Origin of the sequence: Novosphingobium sp. B-7 (genome assembly GCF_000410615.1) — a bacterium.
Lineage (GTDB): Bacteria > Pseudomonadota > Alphaproteobacteria > Sphingomonadales > Sphingomonadaceae > Novosphingobium > Novosphingobium capsulatum.
The window spans coordinates 1-20,354 of record NZ_KE148335.1; the positions used below are offsets into that span (position 1 = coordinate 1).

The following is a 20,354-nucleotide window of genomic DNA, read 5'->3' on the forward strand; positions in this document are numbered from 1 at the left end:
GAGGGCCAGTAATAGCTGCGCCAGAACACCACCCCCAGGCCCAGCACTGCCACCACCAGCAGGCCGGCCAGCCAGCTGATCAGGCGCGAGGGGGTCTTGGCCGGATCGCCCGCTTCGAACTGGTGGATCACGCGGGTTTCGGGCGCTGGCGCGCGCGCGCTCAGCTCGCGCCGCACCGCTTCGGCGATCGGCGCCTCGTCCAGGCCCACGGCCTTGGCATAGCTGCGCGCAAATCCGAGGGCATAGGGGCGACCGGGCAGGCTGTCATAATCGCCCGCCTCCAGCGCCTCGACATGGCGGGCAGTGATGCGGGTGCGCGCGGCAATATCTTTCAGCGAAAGGCCCTGCGCCTCGCGCGCGGCGCGCAAGGTGGCTCCCACGCCCGCCGGGGCGGCGGCGTCCGGCTGGGGGGAATGAAAATCTGACCCGATCGAGTCGGCCAAGGCGCGGCTCCCGTCTTCTCTGCTTGTTTTGCAACCCGGTGGCTTGATGAAAAGCCGGTAAAAGGGGATCGTTGCAATTGCGCGAAAGTCAACCGTTTTGCGGCGCGCAACCGGCCAAAACGGTCATGCGAACCCGATCAGTCGCAATCGATGCCCTGCGCGCTGGCCCACTGCGCCACCACGCTGCGCATGTCGGCATGCGGCTCGCGCAGCCAGCCGGCCATGGCATTGCGGATTTCGCCCAGATCAATCGTGCGGATCAGTTCCTTGATCGGCCCGACTGCCGCCGGCGTGATCGACAGGCGGGTGATGCCCAGGCCCAGCAGCGCCAGGGCTTCCAGCCGCCGGCCGCCCATTTCGCCGCACACCGTCAAGGCCGTGCCATGGGGCGCCACATCGCGCACCACCCGCGCCAGGAAGCGCAGGATCGCGGGGCTGAGCCAGTCATAGCGTTCGGCCAGCTTGGGATGGGCCCGATCGGCGGCAAACAGGAACTGTGTAAGATCGTTGGTGCCGATCGACAGGAACGACAGGCGCGGCGCCAGCATATCGAGGCATTCGGCCAGCGCCGGCACTTCCAGCATGGCGCCATAGCGGATCGCCTCGGGCAGCACTTTCTTCTGCTTGCGCAGGAACGCCACCTGGCTTTCGAACACGGCCTTGGCCGCATCGAATTCCCACGGTTCGGTCACCATCGGGAACATCACGTTGAGCGTGCGCCCGGCCGCCGCCTCGATCAGCGCGCGCGCCTGGACCTTGAGCAGTCCGTCGCGCTCCAGCGCCACGCGCAGCGCGCGCCAGCCCATCGCCGGGTTTTCCTCGGTCTCGCCATCGTTGTGGCGCAGATAGGGCAGGACCTTGTCCCCGCCGATATCCACCGTGCGGAACACCACCGGGCGATCGCCGGCGGCATCGAGCACGTCGCGATAGAGCCGCTGCTGCCGCTCGCGCTGGGGCATCGTCGCGGAAACCAGGAACTGGAACTCGGTGCGGAACAGGCCGATACCATCAGCACCGGTCAGCGGCAGCATCGGCATGTCATCGCGCAGGCCGGCGTTGATCATCACCGTGATGCGCTGTCCGTCGCGCGTGATCGGCTCCACGTCGCGCATCGTGGCATAGTGGGCCTGCCGCTCGCGATTCTTGGCAAAGCGCGCCTCGAACGCCTCGATCAGGCTGGGCGCCGGGCGTACGTCGATCACGCCCTGGTCACCATCGAGCAGCAGGGTATCGCCTTCGCGCACCTTGCCGCGCAGCGCGCGCACGCGGCCGACCACGGGAATGCCCATGGCCCGCGCCACGATCACCACGTGCGCGGTGAGCGAGCCTTCTTCCAGGATCACCCCCTTCAAGCGGCGGCGATCGTATTCCAGCAGTTCGGCCGGACCCAGGTTGCGCGCGATCAGGATCGCATCGCCCTTCAGCCCCAGGCTGGCGGCGGTGCCCAGTTGCCCCGATACGATCCGCAGCAGGCGGTTCGACAGGTCTTCCAGATCGTGCATCCGGTCGGCCAGCAAGGGATCGTCGATCTGGCGCATGCGCATGCGGGTGCGCTGCTGCACGCGCTCGATCGCGGCTTCGGCGGTAAGGCCGGAATCGATCGCCTCGTTGATGCGGCGGCTCCAGCCTTCGTCATAGGCGAACATGCGATAGGTCTCGAGCACCTCCTCGTGCTCTCCGCCCACGCCGAATTCGGCCTGGCTGGCCATGCGGTCGATCTGCTCGCGCATCTTGTCGAACGCGCGATAGACCCGCTGGCGCTCGGCCTCGGTATCTTCGGCCACGACATGCTCGATCGTCACGCGTGGCTGGTGGAACACGGCCTGGCCCACCGCCAGGCCCTTCACCAGGGTCTGGCCCTTGAGGCGATCGGGCCCGGTCAGGTGGTCGGGCACGCCGGCCACGTCTTCATCGTCGATCAGTTCGGCATTGGCGATCAGCTCGGCCAGGACCATCGCGACGGTCTGCAGCGCCTCGATCTCCACCTCTTCATAGCGGCGCGGATCGACATGCTGCACGGCCACCACGCCCACGGCGCGCTGGCGGCGCACGATCGGCACGCCGGCAAACGAGTGGAAGCGTTCTTCCCCGGTTTCCGGGCGGAAGGCAAAGTCGGGATGCGCGGCTGCCTCGGCCAGGTTGAGCGTCTCGATGTTCTGGGCGATCGTGCCGACCAGGCCCTCGCCCACGGCCAGCCGCGTGACGTGAACCGCCGCCTGTTCCAGCCCGCGCGTGGCGAACAGTTCCAGCATCCCCTCGCGCAGCAAATAGATCGAGCAGACCTCGCTGTTGAGGTTTTCGCCGATTACATCGACGATGCGGTTGAGCTTGGCCTGCGCGCCGGATCGCGAGGCCATGACCTCGTGCAGCGAGGTGAGGATCGCGCGGGCAGAGGCGACGGCAGTCAACATGACCAAAGGCCTAGCGCAGCCCATGCCGTTTGCAAACGGGGCCTGCCGCCATTGCGGAAATATTCGTATGCAACTGTGCCGCGGCCGCCAGCGGCGCTCTGGGCAAAAGGCCGGTCCCCGTGGGGGAACCGGCCGTGTTTGTCAGGCGTGGCCGCCGCAATCGGCCGCTCACGCCTGTTACAATCCAGGGGTATTGATCGTTTCCAGGTTATGTTCGCTTGGTTGGTTGGTTCCGGCGCAAAGGGATCAGTGAATCAGCGCCAGTTCTTCCTTGATGCGCAACTTGCGCCGCTTGAGCTGCATGAGCAGGGCCACGTCGGGGGCTGGCCGTGCCATTTCCTCGGAAATCCGGCGTTCCAGGCCGGCGTGCTTTGTCTGCAAGGCGTTGATGTGCGTCGTTTCCATGCGTTGACCTCCTGAGGGGCGCGGGCCGGGATAGGCCGCTGCCCGGTCAAAACCCGTGCGAGAGACATTCCCGCGCGGCTGGCTCCGGTGTCTGCGGCTCCGATGCTTCTGTTCTGCGAGTCGCTGACAGTCGGTGCGTTGTCATGCTCCCACATTCGCCGTATCTTGCAAGTGGAACCGCGCCGGGTCGCACCGGCATCGCGTTCATGTGTAGAGGGCGATGACGAAATGTGCACCATCAACGGTCAACGGGTTTTCCAGCGGCCCCGCGCGCCGTTGGCCGGTGCGTGGTCGCCAGCGTGAGTCGGCAACCTGAACAACGCCAGGTGCAGATGGGAGGCGATGTGGCAGCTTGGGGTAGCAAGGTCGGTTTCGGGGAGTGGTTGGTGTGACCGAAGAGGAAATGCGCAAGCGGCTCGAAGCGCTGCGGCTCGAGCATCGCGACCTTGACGTGGCGATCGATGCGCTGAGCGCCAATGGCGTGGCCGACCAGCTGCAGGTGGCGCGCCTGAAAAAGCGCAAATTGCTGCTGCGCGATCAGATCAGCATGCTCGAAGACTATCTTATCCCTGATATTATCGCCTGATTTCAAACGATTGCATACCGTATTTACCGATTCCGCCTGCCGTGCAAAGCGTTCCGTATCGAGACAGCGGCAAAGCGGTGGCACTTGGCCACTGCCGGGGCATTGAGCCGGCGGGGCGATCGGCCTTAAAGCCGGCTTTGATCCATGGCCGGCGCATCCGCTCGGGCATGTTCGTACCCAGCAGGCCACCCATTCCGATCGCCACCATGCCCGTCACGCCCAGCGCCAATCCGCGCATCATCGAAGCGCTCTATGCAGGGGCGCGGGCGTTGGCCGATCGCGCGCGCGATGCGTTCGAGGCCTTGCGCCGCCAGCCGGCCAACGATGCGGCACCGCCAGCCGGCGGCAGCCTCGGCGCGGACGAAGACCTGGCGCATGTCCAGGCGAGCTGCGAGGCGCTGCGCACCACCACGCGGATCATGCATTGCCTGGCCTGGCTGCTCAACCACCGCGCCTGGTTCGCCGGCGAACTGACCGAGCTGCAACTGCGCCGCCACGGCCGCCTGATCGCCCATTTCCCGGCAAGCGACCCGGCCTGCATTATCCACCTGACCCTGGCAGCACAGGCGGTAGTGCACGAGAGCGAACGGCTTTATCAGCGCATCACCCGGCTGGAACAGGCCTGGCAGCGCCAAGGCATGGCCAACGCCGCACCGCACGATCCTCTGACCGACCCACTGCCCGCAGCGCTGATCCACCTGCGCGAGCGGTTGGGCCTGGCGCTGGCCGAGGCGGGCTGAACCGACGCGCCACGTCGTGCCTTGCGCATGGGGGCGGCCGTCCCCATAGCACGGGGCATGGCCAGTTCCTCCCTTCCCGATCGTTCCACGTGGAACACCGGCATGGCCGCCCAGCTTGAACCGCTGGTGCGGCGGGTGCTGGCACCCAATCCATCGCCCTATACCTATACCGGCACGCAGACCTATATCGTCGGCGCCGGAAACGATGTGGCGGTGATCGATCCCGGCCCCGATGGCACCGGCGCGGCGGGCCATGCCGATACCAACGGCGAAGGCCATGTCGCGGCAATCGTGGCGGCGGTGGGCAGCGCCCGCATCGCCGCGATCGTGTGCACCCATACCCACCGCGACCACAGCCCTGCTTCACGCCCGCTGGCGGCATTGACTGGCGCACCGATCATCGGCTGCGCACCGCTGGCCCTGGAAGATGATGGCCCGCGCGCCGATGCGGCGTTCGACCCGGATTATCGCCCGGCCCGCGTGCTGGCCGAAGGCGAGGAACTGCGCGGCGATGGCTGGACCTTGCAGGCCGTGGCCACGCCCGGCCACACCAGCAACCACCTGTGCCTGGCCCTGGTGGAAAGCGGCGCGCTGTTCACCGGCGATCATGTCATGGGCTGGTCCACCAGCGTGGTCTCGCCGCCCGATGGCGACATGGCCGCCTACATGGCCTCGCTGCAAAAGCTGTATGACCGGCCGCAGGACCGCGTCTATTATCCCGCGCACGGTGATCCGATCGACAATCCGCACCAGTTCGTGCGTGGCATGCTGGGCCATCGCCGCCAGCGCGAGCGGCAGGTGCTGCGCGTGCTGGAAGGCGGGCTGCACAATATTCCCGCCATGGTGGCACAGATGTACAAGGGACTGGACCCGCGGCTGACCGGTGCCGCGGGCCGCTCGGTATTGGCGCATCTGCTCGATCTGGAACGCCAGGGCCGGGTTGTTCGTTCGGGGGAACAATGGACGACAGCACGCTGAATAGCCCGCCCCTGTCAGGGAACTCTCCCCAACCCGCGCCCACGGTAGTGGTGGCGCGGCGCAGCGCTCTGCCTTGGCTGCTGTTCGTGGCGGCACTGGCGCTGGCCGGGCTGTTTGCCTGGCTCCTGTGGAAACCACAGGACATCGGAGACCCGCTGGCCACCAGCCTGGTGGCGTTCGAGCGGCAGAACAGCCTGACGGTGTTTAGCGCCGAACTGGCCCCGGTGGTGTCGAGCGACGACAGCCGCCTGTTCGGCCTGGTGCAGTCAAAGCAGGTGGCGGTAATCCCGGCGCGCGTGGATTACACCATCGATCTTTCGCAGATGAACCGCGATCGCATGGCGTGGGATGCCACTAGCCAGACGCTGTCGGTGCGCCTGCCACCCCTGCGGTTGAGCCGACCCAACCTGGACGAGGCGCGCGCCCAATACCTGCGCGAAGGCGTGTGGATCACCCGCGCTGCGCAGGACAAGCTGACGCGCGACAACACCCGCCTGGCCGAACAGCTTGCCACCAACCAGGCTGCCAATCCCGTGCTGATGGGCCTGGCCCGCAGTGCCGCCAAGGATGCCGTGCGCCAGAACCTGGCCATTCCGCTCCAGGTAGCCGGCTATGGCAAAGTCACCGTCAACGTGACGATCGATGGGGATGCCCGCTAAGGCCCCTCGGCAAGATCCTCCCCATCCCCGATGGGGAGGTGGCAGGCCGCAGGCCTGACGGAGGGGCATTCCCCCAATCCTGGCTTGGCAACACGCGCCCGCGCCCCTAAGTCGCGGCGCAAGGAATCCGGGCGTGCCGCATTGCCCGGAAGCAGGAGCATCCCATGACGGCCCAGCCCACCAACTTGTCAGGCCTTGACCTGCGCGCGGAAATCGATCGCCTGCGCATCGAACGCAAGGCCGTGATCCTGGCGCACTATTACCAGAAGCCGGAAATCCAGGACCTGGCCGATTTCGTGGGCGATTCGCTGGAACTGTCGCGCAAGGCGGCAGCGACCGATGCCGAAGTCATCGCCTTTTGCGGCGTGCGCTTCATGGCCGAAACCGCCAAGATCCTCAGCCCCGAAAAGATCGTGGTGCTGCCCGACATGGACGCCGGGTGCAGCCTTGAGGATTCCTGCCCGCCCGATCAGTTTGCCGCCTTCCGCGCGCAGCATCCCGATCATATCGCGCTCACCTACATCAACTGCTCGACCGAGGTGAAAGCCCTGTCGGACGTGATCGTGACGTCATCGAGCGCCGAAACGATCCTCGCCAAGATCCCGCCAGAACAGAAGATCATCTTTGGGCCTGATCGGCACCTGGGCGGCTATCTCAACCGCAAGTTCGGGCGCGACATGCTGCTGTGGCCCGGCGTGTGCATCGTGCACGAAGCCTTCAGCGAAACCGAGCTGCTCAAGCTCAAGGCGCAGCATCCCGATGCGCCGATCGCCGCGCACCCGGAATGCCCGGCGCACATCGTCGATCATGCCGATTATGTCGGGTCGACCAGCGGCATCCTGAACTATGCCAAGGCGATGCCCGGCGACACGCTGATCGTGGCGACCGAGCCGCACATCATCCACCAGATGCAGCTGGCCATGCCCGGCAAGACATTCATCGGTGCGCCCGGTGCCGATGGCAACTGCAACTGCAATATCTGCCCCTACATGGCGCTCAACACGCTGGAAAAGCTCTACCTGGCGCTGCGCGACCTGACGCCACGGGTGGAAATCGAGGAAACCCTCCGGCTTGACGCCAAGAAGAGCCTGGATGCCATGCTGGCGATGGCCAGCGGCACTGTGGGCCAGGGCGATCTGGGCCGACCCTAAACTGCGCATTGAGCCGATGTGGCGCACGCCTTGACCTGCTGATCCGCGAAAGCCCGGGAGCCTTTATGGCCTTCCGGGCTTTTTCTTTGCCGGTTTCAAGAAAACCTGCCGCCGCCCTGCCCGTGCCCCCTTGCGCGGCGGAACGGTCGCGGCCAATATACGTTGCAAAGAAAAACCCATAATGCATTTCCAGCAAGAGGCCTGCATGACCGAGACTTCCAGCCAGCCCCACCACGCCGCGCTGTTCCAGCCGATCGATCTGGGCGCGATCCATGCGCCGAACCGCATTCTCATGGCCCCGCTCACCCGCGGCCGCGCCGGGCGCGATGGAGTGCCCACGCCGATCATGGCCACGTATTATCGCCAGCGCGCCAGCGCCGGCCTAATCATTTCCGAAGCCACCGGCATCAGCCGTGAAGGCCTGGGCTGGCCCTATGCCCCCGGCCTGTGGACTGACGCCCAGGTCGAAGCGTGGAAGCCGGTGACCGAAGCCGTGCACGAAGCCGGCGGACGCATCGTCGCGCAGCTGTGGCACATGGGCCGCGTCAGCCATCCCGATCTCAACGATGGCCAGCCGCCGGTCTCTGCCTCGGCCACGCGCGTGCCGGGCCATGTCCATACCTTCGAAGGCCGCAAGGACGCGGTCGAAGCGCGCCCGCTGCGCCTTGATGAAATGCCGCGCCTGCTCGATGACTATGCCCGCGCGGCCGAAAACGCCAAGAAGGCCGGGTTCGACGGGGTGCAGCTGCACGCCGCCAATGGCTATCTGATCGACCAGTTCCTGCGCGATTCGGCCAACCTGCGCACCGACGAATATGGCGGCAGCCCGGAAAACCGCGTGCGCCTGCTGCGCGAAGTGATGGAACGCCTGATCAGCGTGTGGGGGGCAGAGCGCGTCGGCGTGCGCCTTTCGCCCAACGGCGATTCGCAAGGGGTGGATGACAGCAACCCCGAGGCCGTGTTCGGCCTGGCCGCACAGGTTCTCGAAACGCTCAAGCCGGCCTTCGTCGAACTGCGCCAGCCCGGCCCGAACGGCACCTTTGGCGCCACCGACGTGCCGCAGCAGGATGGCCTGATCCGCAAGATCTATACCGGCCCGCTGGTGCTCAACAGCGATTACACCCCGCAGTCTGCCGCGTCCGACATTGCCTCCGGCCGCGCCGATGCGATCAGCTTTGGCCGCCCGTTCATTTCCAACCCGGACCTGCCCGCGCGCATCGCCAAGGACGCCCCGCTGGCGCCCAACCGCAACGTGCCCGAATCGTGGTACTTCCCCGTACCCGAAGGCTATGCCGACTATCCCACGCTGGCCGAAGAAACCGTCTGACGCGCCAATCACCCAGCGGCCAGGATCGGCGCGTTATTGCGCCGGTGCCTGGCTCTGGGCAGCGGGGGCAGGTGCTGCGGGCGCGGCTGTGCCGCCTGCAGCCCCTGCAGCATCGGGCGTGGGGCTTTCGGCCGCATCGCTCGATGCTGCCTGTGGCGCAGCGCCGCTGGCCTTGGCCTTGGGCGCGGGTTGCAACGGCGGAGTGCCGGTAGCGCCATCAAGATCGATCATCGCATCGCTGACACTGCTGGGCAGAACCTCGCCACCGGCGGCCTTGGCCGCGCCCTTTTCCGGTTCGCTGCCCTTCTGGCACCCGCCCAGGGCAAGCAGCAGGACGACCGCCGATAGGGAAAGCAGGGTCTTCATGGCTCCATCTCCACCGGAGGGCATGGCACGTCGAGCTTGGACAGGAACGCCGGCAGGCGCGCCAGCAATGCATCATCCCATTGCGCGCTGCTGACCGAACGGCCGAGGTCTTTCAGGCTGGTCACGCCAAACTCCTCGATCCCGCACGGCACGATCCCGCCGAAATGCGAAAGATCGGGCGACAGGTTCACCGAAAAGCCGTGCATCGTCACCCAGCGGCGAATGCGCACGCCGATCGCGCCGATCTTGGCCTCGCGCCCATCGGCCCCGGCGCACCAGATGCCGATGCGCCCTTCCGCGCGCCAGGCCTCGACGCCGAAATCGCCCAGCGTATCGATCACCCAGCCTTCCACGGCATGGACAAACCCGCGCACGTCGCGCGCGCGCTTGCGCAGATCGAGCATGACATAGCCGATGCGCTGGCCCGGCCCGTGATAGGTATAGCGCCCACCGCGCCCGGCCTCGACCACTTCGAACCGGGGATCGAGCAATTCGGACCGATCGGCGCTGGTGCCGGCGGTATAGACCGGCGGATGTTCCAGCAGCCACAGCATGTCCGACGCCGTGCCATCGGCGATCGCGGCGTTGCGAGCGGCCATCGCCTCCAGCGCGGGGCGATAGGGCACCGGGGCGGTTTCACGGACGATCTCGATGGTATCGGGCGCAGTCATGATGCCTTGCGACTTGGCCCCGAATGCCGCCCGAAGCAAGGGGGCAAGACACCGGGAAGGGAGGTGCGCCGAGCCGCAGGCTTTGCTAGGACCAAACCGAAACGAGCCCCGAGGACTATACGTGACCAAACCGTTGATCGCCCCATTGGACAGCATGGCCGCCTGGCAGGGCGCCACGCGCATCGTTTCGGCCAATGCCGATCTGCTGATCGCGATTGCCGGGGTGTTTTTCCTGCTGCCGCTGCTGGTTGGCGCGGTGTTCATCGCGCCGCCGGTCATTCCCCCGCAGGTGACGCAGCAGCAGCTCGCGCAGGTGATGCAGGATTATTACACGCGCAACCTGCCCTACCTGCTGCCGCTGTCGCTGTTCCAGATCGTCGGCTTCATCACCATGCTGGTCTGCGTGCTCGATCGCTCGCGCCCCACGGTGGGCCAGGCGCTGCGCAACTGCGCGGCGCGGGTGCCCGCCTATTTCCTGGCGCAAGTGCTGATCGGCCTCTTCGCGCTCTTGCTGATGATGGTGGTCAGCGGCGTGCTGCTGGGCCTGCGCGTGCCGGCGCCGCTGGCGGCTGGCGCCGGGTTGGCAGCCGTGGTCTATCCGCTGCTGCGCACAATCATGGTCGGCCCGGTGCTGGGCGTGGGGCGCACCCACAACCCGATCATGGCGATCCGCGCCAGCGTGGCGCTGACGCGGGGCAATACCGCGCGCATCCTGGCGTTCCTGGGCCTGGCCATGGTGGTGTTCCTGGTGGCGATGAGCGTGGTGATGATGGTGGTGGGCCTGATCACCACACAGCTGCTCGGCGCCGAAAACGAAAGCGCGCGCCTGATCAACGAAGCGATCTCGGCGCTGCTCTATTCGGTAGGCTATACCTATTTCGTGGCGATGCTGGCTGGCATTCACGGGCAGCTGACCGCCGATCTGCCCCGCCCGTTTCTGTAACTCAGAAAATGAAACGCGCCCGTTCCATTATGGAAGGGGCGCGCCGGGCGATCAGTCTTTCCAGCCCCACGAGATCACGCAGGGCGGCACGTTGATCGGCTCGAAACCCTTGTCGATGCGGTGGAAATAGCGGCTCATCAGTGCGCGCGCGCGGGCCGTGTACTGATAGACCAGGAACGCCCCGCCCGGGCGCAGCACCCGCTGCGTCGCGGCCATGATCGCCGGCCCCACGCCTTCGGGCAGCGTGGTGAACGGCAGGCCCGACAGCACATAGTCGGCATGGTCAAAACCGTGCTGGCGTACGATGCTTTCCACCTCGGCCGCAGAGCCGTGCACCGCGATGAAGCGGCTGTCGCCGATGGTGCGGGCCAGGTAGTTGATGAAATCGGGGTTGGTGTCGATCACGATCAGCCGCGCATCGCGGCGCAGGCGATCGAGCACCGGCTGGCAGAACGTGCCCACGCCGGGGCCATATTCCACGAACAGGTCACAGTTTTCCCAATCCACCTTGGACAGTACGCGCGCGATCGTGCGGCGCGAGGACGGCACGATCGCGCCGACCATCACCGGGTGCTTGATGAAGCCCTTGAAGAAAATGCCTGCTGGACCGAACATCCGTTCCGCCTTGCGCCGGACCCGCTGATGCAAAGGAGCGCGCGCCGCCTGGGTCGAATTCATTGTGGACAGGCATCCCTATCTTGGTGCGTGAACCGCGCAAGTTGCAAATCCGTGGCACTATTGCAAGCGTTCGCCGCAAGGCCCAGCGCGATGCGACGAACCGTTATCGGACAGACACCCTGCGCAACCAGGCGTTTACCGTTGCAAATGGCGGGTTTCGGCCACCGGGGTCAACGCCCGGCCCGTGGCAAACCATGCGGAAAGGTTGTCGATCATCAGTTGCCCCATGGCCGTGCGCGTGGCGACCGAGCCAGAGCCGACATGGGGCAGCAACACCGCGTTGTCCTGCGCGACAAGGTCGGCAGGCACATGGGGTTCACGGGCAAAGACATCGAGCCCGGCAGCCAGGATCGTGCCTTGCTGGAGCGCCGCGATCAGCGCTACTTCATCCACCACGCTGCCGCGCGATACGTTGATCAGCACGCCCTGCGGCCCCAGCGCGCGCAGCACCGCGGCATCGACCAGCCCCGCCGTGGCAGCGCCACCAGGCACCACCACCACCAGCACATCGACCGCCTCGGCCAGGGCGAGCGCCGTGGGATACCAGGGATAGGCCACGCCCTCCTGCCGCGTGCGGCCATGATAGGCGATGTCCACGCCAAAGCCTTCCAGGCGGCGCGCCACCGCCTTGCCGATCGCGCCCAGCCCCAGGATGCCAATACGCCGCCCGCGCAGCGTGGGCGAAAGCGGAAAGGCGCCCTGCTCCCACAGCCCGGCGCGCAGGTGCCGCTCGGCCTGGGGCAGGCGGCGGATCGTGGATAGCAGCAGGCCGAGGGTCAGATCGGCGACTTCCTCGTCGAGCACGCCAGGTGTGTTGGTCACCATCACGCCGCGCGCGGCAGCGGCAGCGACATCGATGTTGTCATAGCCCACGCCGAAGTTGGCGATGATTTCCAGCGCGGGCAGGCGATCCATCATCTCGGCGCCCAGGCGGCCGAACAGGGTGTTGGTGGCCAGGGCGCGGATCGATCCGGCGGCGGCATCGTCCAGCCCGTCCCACAGGCGGTGCACGGCAAAGGCCGCTTCCAGCGGCTGCATGGTGAACGGCGGAAAGGGCGCGGCGGCGAGGACGGCAGGTTTGGTCATGCCGCGCATGTTAGCGCGCGAACGGTTGAAAAGTCAGCCCTTCATCCCGGCAATCGCTCAAGGATAGCGCAGGCGAATGCGCGTCGACAGGTTGGTGCGCGGCACGGCAAGGCGCACCGCGCGGAATTCTAGCAGGCTTTCGATCGAGCCGGGATTGCCTGAAAAGCCAAAGCCTTCGGCCGGCAGGCCCATCGGCCCGATGCGGTTGAGCGAGCCGGAATTGTCCTCGTCATGATAGACGGCCAGAGCATAGATGCCAGGCTGCGGCAGGAACAGGCACATATGCGTCTTTTCCGCACGGGCCGGCACGCGCGCAACATAGAGCGAGCCACCATCGATCAGGAACTTGCGCTGGTCATCGGGATAGACGGTGAGCGCAATCACGCCGCGATCGGATCGCACCTTGTCGATCGTGACATTGAGCCAGGTATCGCTGGGCGGGCCGGCGCAGCCGAGCGGCGGCAGATGCACGCCATGCTTGGCCGCCATCGCGGTGCCCGGCAGCAGGGCCAGCGTTGCACCCAGCGCCAAGGCGCCAAGCGTGGTCTTGAGGGATTCGATCAGCGTCTTCACCCCATCTTCGATGACAAGCCCGGCCGCCAATGGCAAGGGGGCGCAAGGCCGCAGGGCGCGTTCGCGGCGCGACCGTGGCATTGCTGCATGGGTTGATCGCCGGCCTGGACAAATCCGCGCGCTTTCGGAGCAAACCCGCGCCAGACCGGCCCGAAACTGCACAACGCGTGTGGAAAATACTGCAAAGAGCGCTTGTGGCCCCGATTCGGCGCGGTTAAGCGCCGAACGGCGCCCGCTTGGCGATTTGGCCGGGCCGGGCTATTTCTTGCCCAGAATTGCGATCGGACCCGTTGTCGATGACTGCCTTGCCGATAATTTCCCCGTCGATCCTATCCGCCGATTTTTCCCGGCTGGGCGAGGAAATCCGCGCGATCGATGCCGCCGGGGCTGACTGGATCCATGTGGACGTGATGGATGGCCACTTCGTGCCCAACATCACGATCGGGCCGGCCGTGGTCAAGGCGCTGCGCCCCCACACCACCAAGCCGTTCGACGTGCACCTGATGATCAGCCCGGTCGATCTCTACCTTGAGGCGTTTGCCAACGCCGGGGCCGATATCATCACCGTGCATCCCGAAGCCGGGCCGCATATCCACCGCACGGTGCAAGCGATCAAGGCGCTGGGCAAGAAGGCCGGGATCGCGCTCAACCCCGCAACGCCAGCCAAGATGCTCGATTACCTGATCGACGATATCGACCTGGTGCTGATCATGAGCGTGAACCCCGGGTTTGGTGGGCAAAGCTTTATTTCCAGCCAGCTGCGCAAGATCGAGGCGGTGCGCAAGATGATCGACAAGACCGGCCGGCCGATCCACCTGGAAGTGGATGGCGGGGTGGATGCCAAAACCGCGCCGCTGTGCGTGGCCGCCGGCGCCGATGCCCTGGTCGCCGGCACCGCGACCTTCAAGGGTGGGCCCGATCACTATGCCGCGAATATCGCCGCGCTGAAAAGGATCGACTGACCCCGTGGGCGAACCAGGCTTCTCCATCGCACCCGGCCAGCCCGCCAAGGGCAAGGCCATTTCGGCGGACGAAGCCAGCCCCGCCCTGCCCCTGGGGCTGGAAAACGAACCCTTGCGGCGCGATGCGGCCGCCGCCGCTGCTGTGGTCCGCCCCCTGCCGCCGATGCCCGCCGACGAAGACATGCCGCTGCGCCCCGAAGTGGTGGAGCCCGGCCGCGCCCTGGCGCTGGCGGATTTTTCGCCGCCCCCGGTCAGCGCGGGTGAACGCTTCATGCGTTTTGCCTATCGCCTGGGGCTGCCGGCCGCCGCGCTGCAACCCTTTCGCAAGCGTTCTCGCCCGCGCCTGACGGCGACGGTCAGCAACCCGCTTCCGGGCGATTCCGGCGCAGGCAAGGCATTGCGCGCGGGGCATTTCCTGGTCCACGGCATGAAGACCCCGATTGCCGATACTGAGTTCACCGGGCCACGCCTGCCGCCGCCGTTCGAGCGGATGGTGCATGGCTTTGCCTGGCTGCCCGATCTGGAGGCCAGTGGACCACGCGCGCAATGCACCCCCGTGGCCGAACGCGTGCTGGGCATGTGGCTCAATGCCAATCCCCAGCCCAATGCCAGCCCGGCGTGGGATGTGGGGCATACCGGCCACCGCCTGCTCACCTGGCTGATCCACGCGCCGCTGCTGCTGTCGGGCAACGACAAGAAGTTTCGCAGCCGTGTGCTGCACGCCATGGCCGAAACCGCCCGCTGGCTCGATCGCCATGTCACCCGTGCGGATGACAAGCTGGGCGAAGTGGCCGGCTGGGCGGCGATCACCGCCGCCGGGCTGCTGATGGCCGATGGTGGCCCGCGCCGCCTGTTTGGCGAGGCCGGGCTGATCCGCGCACTTGGTGACATGGTGGGCGATGATGGCGGCGTGCTGTCGCGCAGCCCGCTGGGCCAGATCGAGGCGATTACCATCCTGGTGCGGCTCAAGGCCTGCTATGCCGCCGTGCGCCGCGATCCGCCCCAGCAGATTGAAACGATCCTGTCGCTGCTGGTCCCGCCGCTGCTCGCGCTGCTGCACGGCGATGGCGCGCTGGGCAGCTGGCAGGGCGCGGGCGCGGTACAAGCCGACCATATCGCCACGCTGATCAAGGCCAGTGGCGTGCGCACCCGGCCGCTGCGCGATGCCCGGCAATGGGGCTACCAGCGCATTACGGCGGGCAAGTCGGTCCTGCTGCTCGATGCCGCGCCGCCGCCGATCGCCCGCCACGCGCGCGAAGGCTGTGCCTCTACCCTGGCGTTCGAATTCAGCCATGGCGCCGAGCGACTGATCGTCAATTGCGGCGGCGCGGCCTTTGCCGGCGGGCTGATCCCGCTGCGCCTCGCGCAGGGCCTGCGCGCCACGGCGGCCCATTCCACGCTGACGATCGACGATTTCAATTCCACTGCCGTGCTGATCAACGGCAAGCTGGGCAGCGGCGTTTCCGAAGTGGAAGTGGACCGCCGCACGCTGCAGGCCGATGGCAGCTATGCCGCCACGGCGCCCGGCCCGATGGGCCAGTCCGCCACGCGGATCGAGGCCAGCCACAACGGCTATGTCAGCCGCTATGGCCTGATGCACCAGCGCATCCTGATCCTGCGCGATGATGGCACCGAACTGCGCGGTGAAGACCTGCTGGTGCCGCACGGCAAGAAAGGCAAGCGCGGCATGATCGGTGTTGCCTTGCGCTTCCACCTTGGCCCGCATATCGAGCTGGCGCAGGGCCAGGACGGCCTTGGCGTTACCCTTGCCCTGCCCGACGGCGGCCTGTGGCAGTTCCGTTCGGGGCGTGAGCCGGTGACGATCGAGGAATCGCTCTGGGCCGATGGGTTGGGCCGCCCGCTGGGCACGCGCCAGCTTGTCATCACGGCCAAGATCCCGCGCAGCGGAGAGAGTTTCTCCTGGCTGCTCAAGAAGATGAGATAGGAATTTTCAACGTGAGCGATGTGACGATCCGGCGGGCGCTGCTTTCGGTGTCTGACAAGACCGGCCTGGTTGAACTGGGCCAGGCACTGGCCGCACACGGCGTGGAACTGGTTTCCACCGGCGGCACGGCCAAGGCGCTGCGCGAGGCGGGCCTGGCGGTGAAGGACATTTCGGAACTGACCGGCTTTCCCGAAATGATGGATGGTCGCGTCAAGACGCTGCACCCCAAGGTGCACGGCGGCCTTCTGGCCGTGCGCGACAATGCCGAGCATGCCGCCAGCATGGCCGAGCATGAAATCGGCGCGATCGACCTTGTCGTGGTCAACCTCTACCCGTTCGAAGCGACCGTGGCCAAGGGCGCGGACCGCGACGAAGTGATCGAGAACATCGACATCGGCGGCCCCTCGATGGTGCGCTCGGCCGCCAAGAACCACGATTACGTCACGATCCTCACCGATCCGGCCGACTATGCCACGGTGATCGCTGAACTGGCGCAGACCGGCGGCAAGACCACCCTGCCCTTCCGCCGCGCGATGGCGGCCAAGGCCTATGCCACCACGGCCGCCTATGATTCGGCGATTGCCACCTGGTTTGCCACCGTGGACCAGCAGCAGCATTTCCCCGCCACGCTGGCCAGCGCGCACAGCCTGGTGACCACGCTGCGCTATGGCGAAAACCCGCACCAGTCCGCCGCGCTCTACGTACCGCGCCGCGCCACGGTGGCCGGCCTGCCCCAGGCCGAGCAGATCCAGGGCAAGGAACTGTCGTACAACAATTATAACGATGCCAATGCCGCGCTGGAACTGGTGGCCGAATTTGCCACCGACAAGCCCACGGTGGTGATCGTCAAGCATGCCAACCCCTGCGGTGTGGCCAGCGCGGATACGCTGCTCGACGCCTGGCAGGCTGCCCTGGCGTGCGACAGCGTTTCGGCCTTTGGTGGCATCGTGGCGGTCAACCAGCCGCTCGACGGCCCGACCGCCAACGCGATCTGCGAAATCTTCACTGAAGTGGTCGTGGCCCCCGGTGCCGATGCCGCCGCGCGCGAGGCGTTTGCCCGCAAGAAGAACCTGCGCCTGCTGCTGGTCAACGAACTGCCCGACGCCCACCGCGCCGGCCTCGTCACCGTGCCGATCGCCGGTGGCCTGCTGGTGCAGGACCGGGACAACGGCGCGATCACGGCGGACGACCTCAAGGTCGTGACGCAGCGCGCGCCGACCGAGCAGGAACTCAAGGACGCGCTGTTTGCCTGGACCGTGGCCAAGCACGTGAAGTCCAACGCCATCGTCTATGCCAAGGATGGCGTGACCGCCGGCATCGGCGCGGGCCAGATGAACCGCCGCGACAGCAGCCGCATTGCCGCGGCCAAGGCCCAGGAAGCCGCCCAGACCCATGGCTGGAGCGAAGCCCGCACGGTGGGCTCGGCCGTTGCCTCTGACGCGTTCTTTCCCTTTGCCGATGGCCTGATGGCTGCGGTGGAAGCGGGCGCGACGATGGTGATCCAGCCCGGCGGCTCGATCCGCGACGAAGACGTGATCAAAGCCGCCGATGAAGCGGGCCTGGCCATGGTCTTTACCGGGATGCGCCACTTCCGCCACTGATCGCGGATTTCGGAACGAAAAAGGGGGCGGTGCCAATGCGGCACAGCCCCTTTTTTCTTGCTCCCCTCCCGCGTGCGGGAGGGGCCGGGGGCGGGAATGTTTGGCCCTGCCACCCCGCGTTCTGAAAAAACAACACGCCCTCCCCCAACCCCTCCCGCTCGCGGGAGGGGGGCTATAGAGGGAAGCGTGGCTTACGGCTGCGGCTTGTTGAGCACCGAATCCGGGTTTTCCTGGATGCGGATCTTACCCATCGGCGGCTTGGGCGGCAGCGGGGTATCGGCGATCTGGGTAATCGCCGGGGCCGGCTTGGCGCCCGGCGCGGTGACGCGCCAGATCACGCCGCCCACATCGTCGCTGACCAGCAGAGCGCCGTCCTTGGCAAAGGCCACCCAGGTGGGACGGCCATGGGCCTTGTTGTCCTTGGTGAGGAAGCCGGTGAGCACGGGCGCAGGCGGGGCCGGCAGCACATTGCCGTGGCTGTCGAACCGCACGAAGACCACGTCATAGCCAGCGAGTGGGCGACGGTTCCACGAACCGTGACGGGCGATGAAGGCGCCCCCGGCAAAGCGATCGCCCATGGTATTGCCGCCGCGCGCGAAGGCCAGGCCGAGCGGCGCGACATGGGCGCCCAGGCCGTATTCTGGCTTGCGCACGTATTCCATCAGGTACTCGGGCATCGGCTCGTTTACGCGCCAGTCGATGTACTTCTTCCAGTACACCCAGGGCCAGCCATACTGCGCGCCGAGCGGCACGTTGGTGAGGTAATCGGGCACGAGATCGGGACCGAGCATGTCGCGCTCGTTCACCACGGCCCAGAGTTCGCCGGTGTAGGGATTGAAATCCATGCCGTTGGGATTGCGCATCCCGCCGGCAAACTGGCGCACGCGGTGCTTGTCGAAATCATATTCGAAGATCGCGGCACGCTGCGCCTCGGCATCGATGCCGTTTTCAGCGATATTGCTGCCCGAACCGACCGAGATGTAGAGCCGCTGGCCATCGGGGCTGAGCGCCAGGTTGCGCGCCCAGTGCATGCCGGCCGGCGGCAGATCCATCAGCTTTTCCGGCTTGCCCGGCAGGGTGGTCTGCCCCGGCTGGAACGGCCAAGACACCACGCCATTGTGGTTGGCAACATAGAGCCGCCCCTCGCGCCACACCATGCCGAACGGCGAATCCAGCGCCGGATTTTCCATGACAAAGCGCTGGCTCGCCTTGCCGCTGCCGTTATCGCGCAGCACCACGATCTTGTTGGGCGAGGGTTCACCCGCACCGGCCTGGCTGAACAGGAAGCCTGCCACCAGCCCGGTGAGGCCGCCACCACCATGATCACCTGCGGGCGCATTGGTTTCGGCGGTCAGCACGTCGCCATTGGGCAGGACCGCCAGTGTGCGCGGGTGGTCCAGACCATCGGCAAATCGGGTGACGACCAGCCCCTGCGCGGCCACCGGCGCTTCGCCCGCCTGCCAACCGATCGGCTTGGCAATGCCGACGCCGGGAATGGTCTGCGGCGAAGGCTCGGCCATCTTGGGATGGGGGCCTGAGGTTTCGTCGGTGGTGTATTGGCCGGCCGGGCCACGGATGGCCCAGACCAGGAACGCGCCAATCGCGATCACCAGCAGGCCAAGGGCGATGAGGAACTTCTTGAGGGTGCTCATGCCGGGCAAACTAGGGCGGCCAGGGCTTCGCTGCAATGACAGCTTGCGGGAAATGCGCTAAGCCCCACCGCCATGTACGATTTTCAATTCGATAGCGCTGACAAGCCCACCCTCTATGCCGATCTCGTCGCGGCCGTGCGCGGGCTAATCCATGGTGAAAACGATGGCGTGGCCAACATGGCCAATGTCGCCGCGCTGCTGGCGCTGGCCCTGCCCGATTGCAACTGGACCGGGTTCTATCGCCTGATCGGCGATACCCTGGTGCTGGGCCCGTTTGCCGGCAAGCCCGCCTGCATCCGCATTCCACTGGGCCAGGGCGTGTGTGGCACCGCCGCGGCTACCGGCGAAACGCAGCTGGTGCGCGATGTCCACGCCTTCCCCGGCCATATCGCCTGCGACGCGGCCAGCGCCTCTGAACTGGTCGTGCCGATCAAGCGCGATGGCGTGGTGATCGCGGTGATCGACCTCGACAGCCCGACCGTGGCGCGGTTCGACGAGGAAGACGCGCGCGGGATCGAGGCCTTGGCGGCCGTGCTGGCCGGCGCGGTTTAAATCGCGCCGCCAGTCAGCCGCTGGCAGATCAGGTCAAGCTGGTCGAGCGTCTTGTAGCGGATCACGACATTGCCGGTGCGTGGATCGGCATCGGCATTGATCGTCACCTTGAGGCCGAGGAATTCCTCCACATGGGCCTGCACGGCGGCGATATCGGCGCTGTCTGACGGATCGCGTTCGGCGCGGGCGCGGCGCGGGCCACTTTCCGGCTTGGTCGCGCGCTTGGCCATGCGCTCGGCATCGCGCACCGAAAGGCCCTTGGCGATGATTTCCTGCGCCAGCGGCAGTGGATCGGGCACGACCGCCAAGGCACGGGCATGGCCCATCGACAGGTCATCGCGCTGGACCATGTCCAGCACTTCCTCAGGCAGCGAGAGCAGCCGCATGAGATTGGCGACATGGCTGCGCGACTTGTCAACAAAGCGGGCGATTTCCTGCTGGGTCAGCCCGTCGTTGTCGGACAGGCGCTGATAGGCGCGGGCCTCTTCCACGGGGTTGAGATCTTCGCGCTGCAGGTTCTCGATGAGGGCGAGCGCCGTCACCTCGCGCTCATCGAGCTGGCGGACGATCGCGGGGATTTCGTGCACGCGGGCACGCTGCGCCGCACGCCAGCGGCGTTCGCCCG

At 66.6% G+C, this 20,354-nt stretch carries 21 protein-coding genes; 11 read left to right on the plus strand and 10 right to left on the minus strand.

The window, feature by feature from the left end; all coding sequences use genetic code 11:
• The 3 genes from H926_RS27030 to H926_RS31760 form a co-directional block, all read right to left on the minus strand.
• The coding region (locus H926_RS27030) for a RodZ family helix-turn-helix domain-containing protein (RefSeq protein WP_022676436.1) at nucleotides 1-443 on the minus strand (443 nt) is incomplete at its 3' end.
• Nucleotides 444-580: 137 nt separating this feature from the next.
• Nucleotides 581-2,854, minus strand: coding sequence for a phosphoenolpyruvate--protein phosphotransferase (gene ptsP / locus H926_RS0111525; RefSeq protein WP_022676437.1), 2,274 nt, complete (start codon nucleotides 2,852-2,854; stop codon nucleotides 581-583).
• A 246-nt stretch (nucleotides 2,855-3,100) separates the two neighbouring features.
• Entirely contained in the window at nucleotides 3,101-3,259 is a 159-nt protein-coding gene (locus H926_RS31760) for a YdcH family protein (protein WP_022676438.1), read from the minus strand.
• Nucleotides 3,260-3,647: 388 nt separating this feature from the next.
• Here H926_RS31760 and H926_RS0111535 point away from each other — a divergent pair, with 388 nt between their 5' ends.
• From H926_RS0111535 to H926_RS0111560, 6 genes are all read left to right on the plus strand, one after another.
• On the plus strand, nucleotides 3,648-3,845 hold the full coding sequence (locus H926_RS0111535) for a YdcH family protein (protein WP_022676439.1): 198 nt from the start codon (nucleotides 3,648-3,650) through the stop codon (nucleotides 3,843-3,845).
• A 167-nt stretch (nucleotides 3,846-4,012) separates the two neighbouring features.
• Nucleotides 4,013-4,585 carry a DUF1465 family protein gene (locus H926_RS27035; protein WP_237741020.1) on the plus strand — a complete coding sequence of 191 codons (573 nt, stop codon included), beginning with the start codon at nucleotides 4,013-4,015 and terminating at the stop codon, nucleotides 4,583-4,585.
• A 57-nt stretch (nucleotides 4,586-4,642) separates the two neighbouring features.
• Entirely contained in the window at nucleotides 4,643-5,563 is a 921-nt protein-coding gene (locus tag H926_RS0111545; RefSeq protein ID WP_043609201.1) for an MBL fold metallo-hydrolase, read from the plus strand.
• Nucleotides 5,545-6,222 carry a DUF4230 domain-containing protein gene (locus tag H926_RS0111550; protein WP_028657897.1) on the plus strand — a complete coding sequence of 226 codons (678 nt, stop codon included), beginning with the start codon at nucleotides 5,545-5,547 and terminating at the stop codon, nucleotides 6,220-6,222. The genes H926_RS0111545 and H926_RS0111550 overlap by 19 nt, the downstream gene beginning before the upstream one ends.
• A 164-nt stretch (nucleotides 6,223-6,386) precedes the next feature.
• On the plus strand, nucleotides 6,387-7,373 hold the full coding sequence (nadA, locus tag H926_RS0111555; protein ID WP_022676443.1) for a quinolinate synthase NadA: 987 nt from the start codon (nucleotides 6,387-6,389) through the stop codon (nucleotides 7,371-7,373).
• 205 nt (nucleotides 7,374-7,578) lie between these two features.
• Nucleotides 7,579-8,700, plus strand: coding sequence for an alkene reductase (locus H926_RS0111560; RefSeq protein WP_022676444.1), 1,122 nt, complete (start codon nucleotides 7,579-7,581; stop codon nucleotides 8,698-8,700).
• 33 nt (nucleotides 8,701-8,733) lie between these two features.
• On the opposite strand, the gene H926_RS27040 is transcribed toward H926_RS0111560, so the two are convergent.
• Entirely contained in the window at nucleotides 8,734-9,066 is a 333-nt protein-coding gene (locus H926_RS27040; RefSeq protein ID WP_051146341.1) for a hypothetical protein, read from the minus strand.
• Nucleotides 9,063-9,737: a lipoyl(octanoyl) transferase LipB gene (lipB, locus tag H926_RS0111570; RefSeq protein ID WP_022676445.1), complete on the minus strand. Its 675-nt coding sequence runs from the start codon at nucleotides 9,735-9,737 to the stop codon at nucleotides 9,063-9,065. Before lipB ends, H926_RS27040 begins: the two co-directional genes overlap by 4 nt.
• 121 nt (nucleotides 9,738-9,858) lie before the next feature.
• Between lipB and H926_RS0111575 the strand changes: the two genes are divergently transcribed.
• Complete coding sequence (locus tag H926_RS0111575; protein WP_133726781.1) at nucleotides 9,859-10,680, plus strand: hypothetical protein; 822 nt, start codon at nucleotides 9,859-9,861, stop codon at nucleotides 10,678-10,680.
• A gap of 51 nt (nucleotides 10,681-10,731) precedes the next feature.
• Here H926_RS0111575 and H926_RS0111580 read toward each other — a convergent pair whose 3' ends face one another.
• The 3 genes from H926_RS0111580 to H926_RS0111590 all read right to left on the minus strand — a co-directional run bounded on the left by H926_RS0111580 (nucleotide 10,732) and on the right by H926_RS0111590 (nucleotide 13,017).
• Nucleotides 10,732-11,358, minus strand: coding sequence for a class I SAM-dependent methyltransferase (locus tag H926_RS0111580; protein WP_022676447.1), 627 nt, complete (start codon nucleotides 11,356-11,358; stop codon nucleotides 10,732-10,734).
• A gap of 135 nt (nucleotides 11,359-11,493) precedes the next feature.
• Nucleotides 11,494-12,444: a 2-hydroxyacid dehydrogenase gene (locus H926_RS0111585; RefSeq protein WP_231627645.1), complete on the minus strand. Its 951-nt coding sequence runs from the start codon at nucleotides 12,442-12,444 to the stop codon at nucleotides 11,494-11,496.
• Nucleotides 12,445-12,501: 57 nt separating this feature from the next.
• On the minus strand, nucleotides 12,502-13,017 hold the full coding sequence (locus H926_RS0111590; RefSeq protein ID WP_231627646.1) for a DUF2141 domain-containing protein: 516 nt from the start codon (nucleotides 13,015-13,017) through the stop codon (nucleotides 12,502-12,504).
• A gap of 296 nt (nucleotides 13,018-13,313) precedes the next feature.
• On the opposite strand from H926_RS0111590, the gene rpe reads away from it, so the two are divergent.
• The 3 genes from rpe to purH are packed head-to-tail and all read left to right on the plus strand — an operon-like array spanning nucleotide 13,314 to nucleotide 17,525.
• The gene (gene rpe / locus H926_RS0111595) at nucleotides 13,314-13,979 is read left to right on the plus strand and encodes a ribulose-phosphate 3-epimerase (protein ID WP_022676450.1); all 666 of its coding nucleotides are present in this window, start codon (nucleotides 13,314-13,316) and stop codon (nucleotides 13,977-13,979) included.
• A 4-nt stretch (nucleotides 13,980-13,983) separates the two neighbouring features.
• Nucleotides 13,984-15,924, plus strand: a complete 1,941-nt coding sequence (locus H926_RS0111600; protein WP_022676451.1) for a heparinase II/III family protein — start codon at nucleotides 13,984-13,986, stop codon at nucleotides 15,922-15,924.
• 11 nt (nucleotides 15,925-15,935) lie between these two features.
• A complete protein-coding gene (gene purH, locus H926_RS0111605) occupies nucleotides 15,936-17,525 on the plus strand; it encodes a bifunctional phosphoribosylaminoimidazolecarboxamide formyltransferase/IMP cyclohydrolase (protein WP_022676452.1) in 1,590 nt (529 codons plus the stop codon).
• Nucleotides 17,526-17,716: 191 nt separating this feature from the next.
• Here purH and H926_RS0111610 read toward each other — a convergent pair whose 3' ends face one another.
• Nucleotides 17,717-19,177, minus strand: coding sequence for a sorbosone dehydrogenase family protein (locus H926_RS0111610; RefSeq protein WP_022676453.1), 1,461 nt, complete (start codon nucleotides 19,175-19,177; stop codon nucleotides 17,717-17,719).
• A 72-nt stretch (nucleotides 19,178-19,249) separates the two neighbouring features.
• On the opposite strand from H926_RS0111610, the gene H926_RS0111615 reads away from it, so the two are divergent.
• Entirely contained in the window at nucleotides 19,250-19,729 is a 480-nt protein-coding gene (locus H926_RS0111615) for a GAF domain-containing protein (RefSeq protein WP_022676454.1), read from the plus strand.
• On the opposite strand, the gene H926_RS34645 is transcribed toward H926_RS0111615, so the two are convergent.
• Nucleotides 19,726-20,354: ParB/RepB/Spo0J family partition protein (locus H926_RS34645; RefSeq protein WP_237741021.1), on the minus strand; the 629-nt coding region annotated here is incomplete at its 5' end. The two genes, H926_RS0111615 and H926_RS34645, sit on opposite strands and share 4 nt — an antisense overlap.

Coding starts and splice junctions, on each gene's coding strand:
- H926_RS0111560 (WP_022676444.1), top strand. CDS start 7,579: ATGACCGAGACTTCCAGCCAGCCCCACCACGCCGCGCTGTTCCAGCCG.
- H926_RS0111615 (WP_022676454.1), top strand. CDS start 19,250: ATGTACGATTTTCAATTCGATAGCGCTGACAAGCCCACCCTCTATGCC.
- ptsP (WP_022676437.1), bottom strand. CDS start 2,854: ATGTTGACTGCCGTCGCCTCTGCCCGCGCGATCCTCACCTCGCTGCAC.
- H926_RS0111610 (WP_022676453.1), bottom strand. CDS start 19,177: ATGAGCACCCTCAAGAAGTTCCTCATCGCCCTTGGCCTGCTGGTGATC.
- H926_RS31760 (WP_022676438.1), bottom strand. CDS start 3,259: ATGGAAACGACGCACATCAACGCCTTGCAGACAAAGCACGCCGGCCTG.
- H926_RS0111545 (WP_043609201.1), top strand. CDS start 4,643: ATGGCCAGTTCCTCCCTTCCCGATCGTTCCACGTGGAACACCGGCATG.
- nadA (WP_022676443.1), top strand. CDS start 6,387: ATGACGGCCCAGCCCACCAACTTGTCAGGCCTTGACCTGCGCGCGGAA.
- H926_RS0111580 (WP_022676447.1), bottom strand. CDS start 11,358: ATGAATTCGACCCAGGCGGCGCGCGCTCCTTTGCATCAGCGGGTCCGG.
- H926_RS27035 (WP_237741020.1), top strand. CDS start 4,013: ATGTTCGTACCCAGCAGGCCACCCATTCCGATCGCCACCATGCCCGTC.
- H926_RS27040 (WP_051146341.1), bottom strand. CDS start 9,066: ATGAAGACCCTGCTTTCCCTATCGGCGGTCGTCCTGCTGCTTGCCCTG.
- lipB (WP_022676445.1), bottom strand. CDS start 9,737: ATGACTGCGCCCGATACCATCGAGATCGTCCGTGAAACCGCCCCGGTG.
- H926_RS0111550 (WP_028657897.1), top strand. CDS start 5,545: ATGGACGACAGCACGCTGAATAGCCCGCCCCTGTCAGGGAACTCTCCC.
- rpe (WP_022676450.1), top strand. CDS start 13,314: ATGACTGCCTTGCCGATAATTTCCCCGTCGATCCTATCCGCCGATTTT.
- H926_RS0111585 (WP_231627645.1), bottom strand. CDS start 12,444: ATGACCAAACCTGCCGTCCTCGCCGCCGCGCCCTTTCCGCCGTTCACC.